The sequence below is a fragment of the Amycolatopsis sp. CA-211722 genome (assembly GCF_056828465.1).
The window spans coordinates 8099008-8111647 of record NZ_CP184752.1 but is presented as its reverse complement, the minus strand read 5'-3'; the positions used below and the strand labels follow the sequence as shown (position 1 = coordinate 8111647).

At 67.4% G+C, this 12640-nt stretch carries 13 protein-coding genes; 5 read left to right on the top strand and 8 right to left on the bottom strand.

All coding sequences use genetic code 11. The annotated features are described in order from the left end of the window. Nucleotides 1-123 precede the first annotated feature (123 nt). Both ACOCEP_RS37075 and ACOCEP_RS37070 read right to left on the bottom strand, forming a co-directional pair. Nucleotides 124-567, bottom strand: coding sequence for an AMIN-like domain-containing (lipo)protein (locus ACOCEP_RS37075; protein WP_482334350.1), 444 nt, complete (start codon nt 565-567; stop codon nt 124-126). A gap of 118 nt (nt 568-685) precedes the next feature. Next, on the bottom strand, nt 686-1747 hold the full coding sequence (locus ACOCEP_RS37070; RefSeq protein WP_482334348.1) for a DUF6734 family protein: 1062 nt from the start codon (nt 1745-1747) through the stop codon (nt 686-688). A 110-nt stretch (nt 1748-1857) separates the two neighbouring features. Between ACOCEP_RS37070 and ACOCEP_RS37065 the strand changes: the two genes are divergently transcribed. Both ACOCEP_RS37065 and ACOCEP_RS37060 read left to right on the top strand, forming a co-directional pair. Next, nucleotides 1858-2388, top strand: coding sequence for a hypothetical protein (locus ACOCEP_RS37065; RefSeq protein ID WP_482334346.1), 531 nt, complete (start codon nt 1858-1860; stop codon nt 2386-2388). 11 nt (nt 2389-2399) lie between these two features. After that, nucleotides 2400-2726 (top strand): hypothetical protein, encoded by a 327-nt coding sequence (locus ACOCEP_RS37060; protein ID WP_482334345.1) that lies wholly within the window; start codon nt 2400-2402, stop codon nt 2724-2726. 301 nt (nt 2727-3027) lie between these two features. Here ACOCEP_RS37060 and ACOCEP_RS37055 read toward each other — a convergent pair whose 3' ends face one another. After that, nucleotides 3028-3267, bottom strand: a complete 240-nt coding sequence (locus tag ACOCEP_RS37055; RefSeq protein ID WP_482334343.1) for a hypothetical protein — start codon at nt 3265-3267, stop codon at nt 3028-3030. 536 nt (nt 3268-3803) lie between these two features. Then, a complete protein-coding gene (locus ACOCEP_RS37050) occupies nt 3804-4049 on the bottom strand; it encodes a hypothetical protein (protein ID WP_482334341.1) in 246 nt (81 codons plus the stop codon). A gap of 478 nt (nt 4050-4527) precedes the next feature. Here ACOCEP_RS37050 and ACOCEP_RS37045 point away from each other — a divergent pair, with 478 nt between their 5' ends. After that, nucleotides 4528-5754 carry a helix-turn-helix domain-containing protein gene (locus ACOCEP_RS37045; protein WP_482334339.1) on the top strand — a complete coding sequence of 409 codons (1227 nt, stop codon included), beginning with the start codon at nt 4528-4530 and terminating at the stop codon, nt 5752-5754. On the opposite strand, the gene cutA is transcribed toward ACOCEP_RS37045, so the two are convergent. The 4 genes from cutA to ACOCEP_RS37025 all read right to left on the bottom strand — a co-directional run bounded on the left by cutA (nt 5751) and on the right by ACOCEP_RS37025 (nt 8320). Beyond that, nucleotides 5751-6074, bottom strand: coding sequence for a divalent-cation tolerance protein CutA (cutA, locus tag ACOCEP_RS37040; protein WP_482334337.1), 324 nt, complete (start codon nt 6072-6074; stop codon nt 5751-5753). The two genes, ACOCEP_RS37045 and cutA, sit on opposite strands and share 4 nt — an antisense overlap. A gap of 322 nt (nt 6075-6396) precedes the next feature. After that, the gene (locus ACOCEP_RS37035; RefSeq protein WP_482334335.1) at nt 6397-7029 is read right to left on the bottom strand and encodes a hypothetical protein; all 633 of its coding nucleotides are present in this window, start codon (nt 7027-7029) and stop codon (nt 6397-6399) included. Between the two features lie 101 nt (nt 7030-7130). Continuing rightward, nucleotides 7131-7505: a hypothetical protein gene (locus tag ACOCEP_RS37030; RefSeq protein WP_482334333.1), complete on the bottom strand. Its 375-nt coding sequence runs from the start codon at nt 7503-7505 to the stop codon at nt 7131-7133. Nucleotides 7506-7642: 137 nt separating this feature from the next. Next, on the bottom strand, nt 7643-8320 hold the full coding sequence (locus ACOCEP_RS37025; protein ID WP_482334331.1) for an MBL fold metallo-hydrolase: 678 nt from the start codon (nt 8318-8320) through the stop codon (nt 7643-7645). Nucleotides 8321-8427: 107 nt separating this feature from the next. Here ACOCEP_RS37025 and ACOCEP_RS37020 point away from each other — a divergent pair, with 107 nt between their 5' ends. Together ACOCEP_RS37020 and uvrA are read left to right on the top strand one after the other, a co-directional pair. Beyond that, nucleotides 8428-9651 (top strand): acyltransferase family protein, encoded by a 1224-nt coding sequence (locus tag ACOCEP_RS37020; protein ID WP_482334329.1) that lies wholly within the window; start codon nt 8428-8430, stop codon nt 9649-9651. Between the two features lie 76 nt (nt 9652-9727). Next, nucleotides 9728-12583, top strand: a complete 2856-nt coding sequence (gene uvrA / locus ACOCEP_RS37015) for an excinuclease ABC subunit UvrA (protein WP_063273341.1) — start codon at nt 9728-9730, stop codon at nt 12581-12583. The last annotated feature ends 57 nt before the right edge of the window (nt 12584-12640 follow it).

Sequence of the window (12640 nt, the reverse complement as noted above, 5' to 3'; positions counted from 1 at the left end):
TGATTTTCCGAAAAATCGCCCCTTGGGGCAGAACGTGATTTTCACCGCGGGAATCCGAAAAGGATTTCGTTCACCGAAAACGGGGTGGACGGCGAAAAGCCTTCACGGATTCCCGGCTCGTGATCAATGGCGGACGTCGATGACGACTCGGTTCGGTGAGGTCAGGGTGAACACGCTGACCGCTGTCCTCGACCGGACGCCGAGGCCGATGGACAAGGTGCCTTCGAAGTCGCCGGTGACCGCGACCGCCATGACGTTGCGCAGGTTCCGGGTCCGGAATTTCTGTGGGCCGGGATAGGTCGGATTCCCGGCGTCGTCGTGCGCCGCGGCCGGGGTCGCGGTGACCGCGATGAAGAATTCGCCGGTCAGCCAGACGATCTCGCCGGAACCGTCGGCGGTCAACTCGTCGACGAGGTCGTGGCGGACGGCGGGAGCCGGGCCGGCGGTCAGGTCGAGCACGACCCGGTCGAAGCCGGTGTTCTGGCCGGTGCGGATCCCGGTCATGGTGGGGATCTGCGGTGCCGCGGCGGAAGCCGGGACGACCGCGGCGATGGCGCCGGTCAGCATCAGGACGGTGGTGGCGAGCGCGCGTCGTAAGGTGATGGTCGTGGGACGACCTCCTGCCGGAGAGTTGTTTCCGGAAAGACGCTCCGTGCTCCGAGAGGTTGTATTCTTCGCGCTATCGTTACTGATCGCCGAATTCGCGTCGAACGATCTCGAAGTCGGCGGGAAAATGGTTTCTCACTCGCTCCGCGAGCCGACGCATGTATCGGAGATCGCTTTTCGCGGAAGCGATGAGATGGGTGAATCTCCGATCGTCCTCGCGATAGCCGTCGTCCTGCGAGGCGAAGACGCATTGGACGTCGGTGGGGCCGCCGCTCCAGCAGAGCGCGCCGAGAAGGTACTGCTCGACGACGAGGTTGAAGTCCTCGAGCGGCGCGAGCCGTCGCCAGGCCGTCCGGTTCTCCGGGGACTCGACCATGCGGATGGCGAGATCGGCGTAGCGGCGGAGAAGCGGAACGGCCGTGCCGCCGACGATTCCGGTGCACAGCGCGGCTTCCCCGGTGTAGTCGTCGAATTCCTCCGGCAGGAAACCGCCGGTGCCCCGGATCGCCGCGGCGGCGGCCGCCGGGCGGTAGTACCCCGCGTCGGAAGCCGGTGCGTGCTCGGGATTCTGTGCGACGACCTCGCCGTCGAGCCCCTGCGCCGGGAATCCGGGCCAGAGGAAGACGTCGTTGTCGATGTGCAGGAACGGCTCGCGCTGCTCGCGGTACGCGTGCAACTTGCCGAGCGCCCACCAAGACGGGTTCTGCCCGGCGAGTCCGTTCAGTGTCAGGGAGATGTCGTCGAAGGGCAGCCGTAGCCGACCGGCGAGCAGTTCGTGGCCCCAGTCGTCGGTCACCAGCGCCGTCGTCGGGAAGAGACGGGACGCGAGCCGGAACGACAGGACCCACGACAACGCGTGGAAGAAGTCGCTCGGCCAATGCCTGCCGTGCCGGCGCCGGTACGGGACGCTCCAAAACGACCAGACGGCCCGTCGGATCGGCCGCGCGGCCCTGTCGCCTGGGCGGACCACGCGGACCGGCGGCGGGCGCCAACCGGGCTCGCTGATCTCGCCGTATCCGCTGTGCCAGGGGATTCCGGGCGCGAGCAGGCGGCCGCCGATGGCGACCGCGGTGCCGGAGTCGTATCCGTAGTACGGCATCGCGCTGTGGTTCGGACCCGGGCGGTCGAACGTTACGGTCATTTGTGGTGTACTAGTACACCTTGGGTGCGACGGTCGGCGAAAGCCTTCGCCGGTTCTGATCTTTCACGGTCAGGAGGAGCTTCTTGTCGTCACGAGCGGGAGCGCAGCCTGTGTTCCTGGAACGCTTGCTGCTGGACGTGGAAATGCGGCGTGGGCGGGTCCACCGCCGTCTGGCCGTGCGAACCGTCGTCGCCTGCGAACACGGCGTCGACGGCTATGCCGCCGGTGGCCGGGAGCCGGTCCGCGTCAAGGCGATCGCCGGTTGCCGCGTCGAGACTTCGGTGCTGCGCTTCCCGAAGCCGTTGCGCAAAGGAGAACGGCACGAGTTCGTCTCCCTCGTCTGCGACGACGACCTGGGCGGCGAGAGACGGTGGATCAATGTCGACGTCGACCATCATGGGATCGCGCCCGGTGCCATCGACGGTGAGGGCAAGGTGATCGGAGGGCTGAACGTCAGCATCACGTTCGACGACCGCGTTCCCGAAGCCTGCTGGTGGTACGCGGAGCAGACCGAGCGCGAGCGCGTGGTCCGGCCGCCCGCCGGCGATCGGCGCCTGCTCGAGATCAGGCGCGGCGTCGTCGAGCACACTTTCACGGGGCCGTGCCGTCCGTGGGAGCAGTACGGCATCGCTTTTCGCTGAGGGGAGTGAACATGGCCGGTGATGTGGGTTTGGAGTCCCTGCTCGACTACGCACGAGAGGACCGGGTCGGGCTCTCGGTCGTGGTCGCCGTGGCGGGCGCCAAGGCGGGCGATGGCGCGACGTTCGCGGAGCGAACCGCGACACTGCTCTCGGTGGTGGGCGAGTTGATGGACCGGGGCGCGGTCCCCGGTGATCTGGTGGGCGCGGACCGCGACTTCGTGGCTTGGCCGGGGTCGAAGGACGCCGTTCTGTCGCGGCTGGCGTGCGAGGTCAAGGCGCTGGGCGATCTTCCGGCGACAGGGGAGTTGTGCTGGATCCACGATCCGGCCGCTGGATGACCTTGCCCGGGTCGAGTCAGAGGTCGGCGGCGGACCTTCGTGCCACATGCTCGGCCAGGGCGACCCAGCGAGAGACTGCCTTGGCGGTTCTCCCGCCGGTGCGCCGGTGTCGCGTCATGACACCTCCGGCGCCCAGTTCAACCCCACCCACCCGGACGACTCCGGCCGAAGCGCGAGATCGTCACCCTATACAGCGAGGCCCAAAGCGGCGAGAAGCCGAAGACGTCCCGGAAGCGCTGAACTACAGCGACAGGCCCACTCTCCGCATGGAGAGTGGGCCTGTCGCTGTGTCTGAATACCGCTATGGCGTTAGTTCGCGTCGACCGGCGTCGGTGAGCATGTAGTACGGCCGCCAGTCAGGTGTGGACTTGTCGAACTCATGGGTGACCCAGCCGAGGGTGTGCATCTCGGCCAGCATCTCCGCCAGCCGGCGATGACCGACGGCCGCTGCACGCCGGAGATCCTGGGCGTAGAAGCGGGATTCGGCGCCTCCCGCGAGGAACACGTCCGCCAACCGGCTCATCTCTCGGGCTGTCCGCATGACCAGATTCTAGTCGTCCTGGTCGTCTTCCGGCGGTCGTGGAAGCCAAGCGAACCGCCATGACGTACCTCTGTCACCAGGGTGAGTCGGTCCGGTCGGTTGCACCGGTGGCCGACTTCCCGCGCTCCCGGGGCCCCTGTTTCCGACCTTGCCGCCGACATGGCAGCTTCGGTTGTCGCGCCGTTGTCGTCGTTTCTTGGGCACGGCTACCCCCTTGGTGGGGGAGGCGGCGGCTTGGGAACGTTTGGCGGACCGGAGTTCTTGTCCGTGGGCCGTGTGGGTGTGTCCTTGCCCGGTCCAGGGTTCGTGGGGCTGGTTCCCGCAGGGTTGCGTTCGCGCGCCATCGGCCGCCTTTCTGGTTGCGGGTTGGCGCCGGAGCCCGGTCCGGTGGCGGTGAGCAGCCCGGCCTCGGCTACATCAGCGGGCGCGTTGCGCCGCCGATACGTTTTGAACCTGGTCCGCGCGCAGGTGAGGACCCTCGCGCCGATCAGGCGACCCGGCGCCACGCGAGTAAGAGGGGCGTGACGCCGGGTGGTTTAGGTCGGTGGGGCTGATACCGGTCCGATTCCGAGCGGTTCGGAAGGCGGTTCCTCGCCGTCGCGCTTGTTCGCGCGCCGAGCGAGCGCGGCACCGATCTCCACGAGGTCACGGCTGAGCCTTCGCAGTCCGGCCGCGTAGTGCTCGTCCGACGGTTGCAGCGTCAGCAGCTGCAACGTCACCTCGCCGATCTCGGTATCGACCCGCGCTATACCGGCGAGAATGTCGCGGTCACGCTCCTCCACGGCGTGCTTCCGCGTTCGTCGTGAACAGCAGGTCACGACACAGCGGGCATCGCGTCTTGGCCGACGGCGCCGCGATTCGGTCCCGGCTGATGCTGCCGCGCTCGTGGCGCCGAGGCTCCGGCCGGTTCTCCTCACGATGGCAACAGCATCGGCGGCCACGCTGCGTCGGCGCGAGCTGTGCGCGCTGGTACAGGTGTGCCTCGACGCTGAGGAGAACCCCGCGCCATTCGTACCTGGCCGCCTTCGATAGGCGACGGAACGATCTCGCACGACCGCCGCGGGCCGAACTGGTCGTACCCGAGTTCCGAGGATCCGCTGCCACGGCCCCGGACGGGGGCCTGATAAGTCCAGATGGTCACGATGTTGACACTAAGAGCGATAATGCCTGGTGAGAGGAGCCCCGCGAGTGGCCATTCCGAGGGGGTGGCCAGAAGTCGGGGCCGGGCGGAAGATGGCCACTTTGGCGTGAGGGGTACCTGTGGAGCAGGACAGCATCGGCGAACTGCTCCGAACGCTGCGGGAAGACACTGGGCGATCGCAAACCGATCAAGCCGCCGTGCTGTCCGAACTGTCGGGCCAAACCATCACCAGAAACGAGATCTCCCGTTGGGAGACGGAGAAGCGGCTACCGACACCGTTCTGGCAGCAGCACATCGCTGTGAGCTTCGGAATAGTGGAGACGAGGATCAAGCGCGCCGTTTCGACCGCGCGGGTGAGACGGCGCAAAGAGAGGACGGGCGGAGTGCAGCGACGCGAGTTTTTCGGAGCAATGGCTGCGCTGGCAATCCCGCTCGCCCGCACCGACCAGCCCGCCGCCCGCCGGGTCGGTCGCTCCGATGTCGCGGAACTACGCCGCCGAACCGCTCGTCTGCGGCGCCTGGACAACATCATGGGCGGAGCTGAGACTTTCCCCGTCTACGCCGCCGAAGCCGACTACACGGAGCGGTTGATCCGCGAATCGAGCCACACCGAGGGCATCGGGCGTGACCTGCTCGCACTGCTCGCCGAACAGCAGCAGCAAGCCGGGTGGGCGGCGTTCGACCATGGACAGCACGAACTCGCGGAACAGCTGTACGACGCCAGCCGGGAGAATGCCGAGGACGCGCAGGCTTTGGACCTCGCGGGGAACGCGATCGCGTACGCGGCTTATCAGCAGACGACGAAGCAGCAGAGCGGAACCGCGCTCGCCACCGATTCGTATGAGGTCGCGCGCAAGGTCGCCACGCCAAAGGTGGGAGCGCTGCTACTTGAACGGAAGGCCTGGGCGCACGCGACGGTGGGGGAGGCACAGGAAGCCGACCGTGCGCTCAACCTCGCGCGCGGGGCTCTGAATACCCCGGCGGCCAGGCCCGAACCCGATTGGGTGTTCTGGGTGGACGCCGCCGAGATCGACATCATGGCCGGTCGCTGCTGGACCGAACTCCGGCGGCCGCTGCGCGCCGTCCCCGTCCTCGAGCGGGTCCTGGTGGACTTCGACGACACCCATGCTCGGGACAAGGCCCTGTACCTGACATGGCTGGCCACGTCCTACCTCCAGGCATGCGAGGTCGAGCAGGCCGCGGAGACGCTCGGCCACGCGGCCGACCTGGCGGCCGGAGTGACCTCCGTCCGCCCGGCGCGCCGGATCGAAACGGTGGCGCGCCGCCTGGCCCGCCACCGTTCCACTCCTGTCGTCGCTGACCTGCTCGCCCGGTTGGAGGTCTAGCGGGGCCGGGTCGACTCCTCGGCCCACGCCAGATAGTCCGCAGAGCCGCGAACGAGTTCCACGGCCGTCACCTCGGGCTTGTCCCACGGGTGGTTCTCGATGATGTGCGCCTCCAATTCGGCATAGCGCGCATCGGTCGTCTTGAACGTCACGTTGAACTCTTCGCCATGGCCGCTCTCTCCGAGGTGCCAGAAGAACGACGTGACCGGGCCGACCACCTGCGCGGTGCCCGCGAGGCGCGCGCCGACGGCCGAACTTGCCAGCTTCTCGCCGGATTCCCGATCTGGGGTCGCTGTCGTCACGACAAGGTGAACAGTCATGTCGACAGCGTAGGACCCGAGATCAACGAGGGCCGGAAAATTCGTATCGCCTGGCCTGGCTACACCAGCTCGGTGTTCTCGTAGACGTAGATGGGGCGTCCATCGTCGAGCTCTCCCGAGAAACGGAATACCGCTGTGCCGGACCGCGAACGACTGAATGCCCCCTCTTGATCAGTCTGGAGTGTGACGGTTCCCGCTCGTGCTGGAACACGCAGTTCCTCGGGAGGAGGTGTCTCGTCCGCGATCTCTGCCGTTGTGCGCTGGCCGTTTTTCCAAATGAGCAGAGCGGTGATCAAAGCTTGTTCCCCGAGTAGTTGACGGATCAGTAGGACCATTCCCAGCCGTGTGCGCCCGGACCCATGGCTCCCGTACCGTCTGTGAGTTGAAGGGTCCCGGTCGTTGCGGTCGTGGCGATCGCGATCTGCCCGGTATAGGTGCGGTTGGGCGCGTACGCCGACGGCAACGCCTTCGGGACAACGCACGTGTCCGTCTCCGCCTGATTTGTGACACCGTCGCTGCCGGTTGTGGAGAAGGCGTACGGGTTGATCAAGCTCGGCAGGATGCTAAACGTGCTGAGGCCGTTGCCATCGGCCCTATCGGTCTGCGTCTTGATCGTTACGTCCAGCAGCAGGGTGTGCTTGCCAGGCTGACGCGACATGTACTGGCCGCACTTCGGGTCGACGGCGATCTTCGTGACCCAGAATTCGACGGCCGGGGTGCCATCAGGGTTCGTAATGCCAGCCCGCTCGCCAACCTTCTTCGGGATGTACCCCGTTGCCGTCGATGCGGCCGAGGCAGCAGTGGACGGCGATGAGGTAGGTGAAACGCTGGCGGGTGCTGCCGGACCGGACGCCGCAGAGGTCGGGGCTGACGTCGTAGGCGACTCGTTGCCGCAGGCGGTAAGGCCAACAACGGCGAATGCCATCGCGGCGAACAGAATTGCGGTCTTGTGCATGCGGCACCCCTCGAAAGCGTGTGATCAGGAGTCGTGCACAGCCCCCCATGGTGTTACGCCAATCGCTGCAACGTTCTGTAACTGTCGAACGCTCCGAGCGCTCAACGCTCGCCCTTGCCTGCGCGTATGGGCTGGGCGTGAGCGTTGAGCGCCCGGTGAGCTGAACACTCAGAGTGGACCCTCTTCCCGCGGCCCTCGCGCCGCGCCTCGGTCTCCAGCTCGGGGAGCAGCCGCCGAAGCGTCGAGTCAGCGAAACCGGTGGCTTCACGCAGCTGTTCCGGGCTCGCCGGGGCAGCGCTCAGTAGCTCGGCGACCTGGTCGCGCTTGCTGGCCAGGCGTTGAACCGGTAGCGACGGCTTGGCCAGTGACACCACGTCCTCGCGCTCGATCCGCTCCGTTTCGGCGTGCTCCGGCTCGCCGTCGGCGCCGAGCAGCCGCGCGCGCTCCGCCGGGGTAACGAGCCAGCCGAGAGTCATGCCCGTGAGGATGTCGCTGAGGGCGGCAAGGGGTAGTAGAACGGTCATGTCGGCCTCGGTGAGGCCATGTCCGTTCCGATTCAAACGAAACGGGGCTGCCTGTGTGTTAGGCAACCCCGCTCGAAAACGTCGTCAGCTCACCAGCCGCGTTCGCGCCACTCCGCCAGCTGTCCTCGCTGCTCACCGAGAGTCGAGTCGTCCCCGTGGCCCGGGTAGAACCACGTCTCGTCCGGCAGTTCGCCGAAGATCCGCGTCTCGACATCGTCCAGCAGCGACGTGAAATCCGAAGGCGACCCGGTCTTCCCGACACCGCCGGGGAACAGCGAATCGCCGGTGAACAGGTGCGGGTGCCCGTTCGGGTCGCGGTACAGCAGCGCGATGGAGCCGGGGGTGTGGCCTCGCAGGTGGATCACCTCGAGGGTGATCTGCCCGACCGTCACCGTGTCGCCGTGTTCGACGAGGAAGTCCGGCGGGATCGGCAGCGGTTCGGCGTCCAGCGGGTGGGCCGCGGTGTTCGCGCCGTTCGCGCCGGCGACGGCGCCGAGAGCCTGCCAGTGGTCCTGGTGCTGGTGGGTGGTCACGACGGTCTTCAGCGCGGGCCGGTCGGGACCGTGGCCGATGAGGTCGGAGATCCGTTCCGGGTCGTTCGCGGCGTCGATCAGCAGCGCTTCGTTCTCGGCGCGGCAGACGAGCAGATACGCGTTGTTGTCCATCGGGCCGACCGACAGCTTCGTGATGGTGAGCGCGTCCAGGGTGCGACGGGCGGCGTCGCCGCCGGGGTCGACATGCCCGGTGTAGGTCTCGACGATGTTCACACCGCATACGGTAGTCGTTCGCCTGCAATCGGTTCCACCCGCACAGGCGGCGCACAGGCGCGGGACGTAGGCTCGCGTCGCCCCGCCAGCCGAACCACAGGACGCTCGTGCCCGACGCCTCGCCACACGCCTCGCGCAAGATCAGCTGGGACGTCCTTCGCGTTGTAGCCGTCTTCGCGGTCATGCTCGGGCACGTCACCCATCAGGGGGCGCTTCTGCATCCCGAACTGGTGGGGTACCCCTTTCGGGTAACCGCTCAGTTCGGTGCGGCCATCCTTCTGGTGATTTCCGCCTTCTTCGTTTGCGCGAGCCTGCGCAAGGGCGAGCCCGGCCGGTGGCTGTGGAACCGGGTCGCTCGGCTGGTGCCCGCGTACCTGGTGGCGGTGATCGTCACCTACGTCGTCGCCCGGTACGCGACGATCCGGTTCAGCGGCCTGCCGTTCCCGCCGGGACCGGCCGGATTCCTGTTCGGCGTTCCGCAGGGCCCGCCGTCCGATCCGTCGCCCTGGTACGTCCCCACCGGCGCCGATCTGCTCGCCAACCTGGGCATGGTCCAGGAATGGGGCTGGCGATACGAACTCTTCTACTATCTCGACGGCGCCTACTGGACGCTGCCGGTCCAGCTCGCCGCCTTCACCGCCGCCGCCCTGCTGTGGCCACGCCGGTGGCGCACCCACCGGCTCACCGTCGGCCTGCTCTGGGCGCTGATCCTGGTCCCGCTCTTCCTCCGGTTCGTCGTGTTCGACCCGGTTTCGACGCCGAAGATCGTGGAGACCTTCTACTACGGCCTCGGCCTGCACCGCGTGCACGTCTTCGCCATCGGGATCGCGATCTGGCTGTGGTCGAAACGACGTCTCGCGCACTGGCACCTCGCGCTGTTCGTGCTCGCCGCCTGCGCCGCGCAGGACCTGCAGGTCTTCCCGTTCCATCAGGCCCTGCCGAACGATCCCGAGCGCTGGCCGTCGGCCATCGGGTTCGCGATCATGCTGCTGCTGGTGTGTCTTGCCGCCCGCGGACCGGACTGGCGGTTGCCCGGCCTCTCCAGGGCCGCCCCGGCTGTCACCTGGCTCGCGGGCATCTCGTATGGTCTTTATCTGGTGCACCAGGAACTCGGTTACATCCTGGCCCGTGCCCTGCTGAACGCCGGCGTCCCCGGCTGGCTGCGGCTCCCTCTCGTGCTGGCCGCCGCCGTGGTCGGGGGCTGGGCGATCACCGCCGGCGTGGAACGGCCGGTCCACCGGTGGCTCACCGCTCGCCGGGGTCGACGCGAAAAGCCGGGAAAACCGCAGGTCAAAGACTCGGAACCAGTTTCTGTCGGTGGTGCCTCGTAGCATGGAAGCGGCCGCCCGTGCAGCTTCGACCGGGCCGGCGACCGCAGCTGAGAATGAAACCTGAAGGGACCCTGGCGTGGCTGATCGCCTCGTTGTTCGCGGCGCCCGCGAGCACAACCTCCGCGGTGTGGATCTCGACCTGCCCCGCGACAGCCTGATCGTGTTCACCGGTCTGTCCGGGTCCGGGAAGTCGAGCCTCGCCTTCGACACCATCTTCGCCGAAGGGCAGCGCCGCTACGTCGAGTCGCTGTCGGCATACGCGCGCCAGTTCCTCGGCCAGATGGACAAGCCGGACGTCGACTTCATCGAGGGCCTTTCGCCCGCGGTGTCGATCGACCAGAAGTCCACCTCGCGCAACCCGCGTTCGACCGTCGGCACCATCACCGAGGTCTACGACTACCTGCGTCTGCTCTACGCCCGCGCCGGCAAGGCGCACTGCCCGCAGTGCGGCGAGGCGATCAGCAAGCAGACCCCGCAGCAGATCGTCGACCAGGTGCTCGCGATGGAGGAGGGCACCCGCTTCCAGGTGCTCGCGCCGGTCGTGCGCGGGCGCAAGGGGGAGTACCTCGACCTCTTCGAGAACCTGCAGCAGCAGGGCTACGCGCGCGTCGTGGTGGACGGGACGATCCACCCGCTCACCGACCCGCCGAAGCTGAAGAAGCAGGAAAAGCACCAGATCGCCGTCATCATCGACAGGCTTTCGGTGAAGACGAGCTCACGGCAGCGCCTCACCGACTCGGTCGAGACGGCGCTCCGGCTGGCCGACGGCCTGATCGAGCTGGAGTTCGTCGACCTGCCCGAGAACGACCCGCATCGCGTGCGCGGGTTCTCCGAGAACCTGGCCTGCCCCAACGGTCACCCGCTGGCGATCGAAGACCTCGAGCCGCGGTCGTTCTCGTTCAACGCCCCGTACGGCGCCTGCCCCGACTGCACCGGTATCGGCGTCCGTAAGGAGGTCGACCCGGAGCTCGTGGTCCCGGACGACGAGATGTCCCTCGGCGAGGGCGCCATCGCGCCGTGGGCGGGCGGCCAGAGCGCGGACTACTTCATCCGCCTGCTCGAATCGCTGTCCGAGACCATCGGCTTCCGGATGGACACGCCGTGGCGCAAGCTGCCGGCGAAGGTGCAGAAGGCCGTCCTGCACGGCGTCGACGAGCAGGTCCACGTCCGCTACAAGAACCGCTACGGCCGTCAGCGCTCGTACTACGCGAGCTTCGAGGGTGTCATTCCGTTCCTCGAGCGGCGCCAGGAGCAGACAGAGTCCGAGTACATGCGCGAGCGGTACGAGGGCTACATGCGCGAGGTGCCGTGCCCGGCTTGCCAGGGCACGCGGCTCAAGCCGGAGATCCTCGCCGTCACCCTGGAGCACAAGACCCAGGGCGACCGGTCGATCGCCGAGGTCTGCGCCCTCTCGATCGCCGAGGCGTCGCAGTTCCTGGACGAGCTGGAGCTCGGCAAGCGCGAGCAGGTCATCGCCGGCGCGGTGCTCAAGGAGATCCAGGCGCGGCTGCGCTTCCTGCTCGACGTCGGCCTCAACTACCTCTCGCTCGACCGTGCCTCCGGGACGCTGTCCGGCGGTGAGGCGCAGCGCATCCGGCTCGCCACGCAGATCGGTTCCGGTCTGGTCGGCGTGCTGTACGTGCTGGACGAGCCGTCGATCGGGCTGCACCAGCGGGACAACCACCGCTTGATCGAGACACTGGTCCGCCTGCGGGATCTCGGCAACACGCTGATCGTCGTCGAGCACGACGAGGACACCATCCGCTCCAGCGACTGGGTGGTCGACATCGGCCCGGGCGCCGGCGAGCACGGTGGCCACATCGTCCACAGTGGACCGTACAAGAAGATCCTGCGGAACAAGGAATCGATCACCGGCGCGTACCTGTCGGGCCGGACGAAGATCGAGGTCCCGGCGATCCGGCGCCCGATCGACAAGAAGCGTCAGCTGACCGTCGTCGGTGCCCGAGAGCACAACCTGCGGGGGCTCGACGTGTCGTTCCCGCTCGGCTGCCTCGTGTCGGTCACCGGTGTCTCGGGTTCCGGGAAGTCCACGCTGGTCAACGACATCCTCGCGACCGTGCTGGCGAACAAGCTGAACGGGGCCCGTCAGGTGCCCGGCCGCCACACCCGCGTGAACGGGCTGGCCAACGTCGACAAGCTGGTGCGCGTCGACCAGTCGCCGATCGGCCGCACCCCGCGGTCCAACCCGGCGACGTACACCGGCGTGTGGGACCACGTGCGCAAGCTGTTCGCCGCGACCACCGAGGCGAAGGTGCGGGGCTACCAGCAGGGCCGGTTCTCGTTCAACGTCAAGGGCGGCCGGTGCGAGGCCTGCGCCGGTGACGGCACGATCAAGATCGAGATGAACTTCCTGCCGGACGTCTACGTCCCGTGCGAGGTCTGCAAGGGCGACCGGTACAACCGCGAGACCCTCGAGGTGCACTACAAGGGCAAGACCGTCTCCGACGTGCTGAACATGCCGATCGAGGAGGCGGCCGAGTTCTTCGAGCCGATCAAGGCGATCCACCGGCACCTGGCCACCCTCGTCGACGTCGGCCTCGGCTACGTCCGGCTCGGGCAGCCCGCGCCGACCCTGTCGGGCGGTGAGGCGCAGCGCGTCAAGCTCGCCAGCGAGCTGCAGAAGCGGTCCACCGGCAAGACGGTGTACATCCTCGACGAGCCGACCACCGGTCTGCACTTCGAGGACATCAGCAAGCTGATCGGCGTGATCAACGGGCTGGTGGACAAGGGCAACACGGTGATCGTCATCGAGCACAACCTCGACGTCATCAAGACCTCGGACTGGATCATCGACATGGGCCCCGAGGGCGGTTCCGGTGGTGGCACCGTGATCGCGGAGGGCACTCCGGAGCACGTCGCTTCGGTGGAGGAGAGTTACACCGGTCAGTTCCTGAAGACCGTTCTCGCTTAGGGCTCGTGAGCGGTAAGGACGGTTTCTGGCCAAGGTGCTGGAGGTGTGTCGCGAAAG

Excerpts from the sequence above, each read along its gene's own strand:
- ACOCEP_RS37055 (WP_482334343.1), bottom strand. The coding sequence starts at position 3,267 with ATGCGGACAGCCCGAGAGATGAGCCGGTTGGCGGACGTGTTCCTCGCG.
- ACOCEP_RS37075 (WP_482334350.1), bottom strand. The coding sequence starts at position 567 with ATGCTGACCGGCGCCATCGCCGCGGTCGTCCCGGCTTCCGCCGCGGCA.
- cutA (WP_482334337.1), bottom strand. The coding sequence starts at position 6,074 with ATGACTGTTCACCTTGTCGTGACGACAGCGACCCCAGATCGGGAATCC.
- ACOCEP_RS37060 (WP_482334345.1), top strand. The coding sequence starts at position 2,400 with ATGGCCGGTGATGTGGGTTTGGAGTCCCTGCTCGACTACGCACGAGAG.
- ACOCEP_RS37030 (WP_482334333.1), bottom strand. The coding sequence starts at position 7,505 with ATGACTCTCGGCTGGCTCGTTACCCCGGCGGAGCGCGCGCGGCTGCTC.
- ACOCEP_RS37035 (WP_482334335.1), bottom strand. The coding sequence starts at position 7,029 with ATGCACAAGACCGCAATTCTGTTCGCCGCGATGGCATTCGCCGTTGTT.
- ACOCEP_RS37070 (WP_482334348.1), bottom strand. The coding sequence starts at position 1,747 with ATGACCGTAACGTTCGACCGCCCGGGTCCGAACCACAGCGCGATGCCG.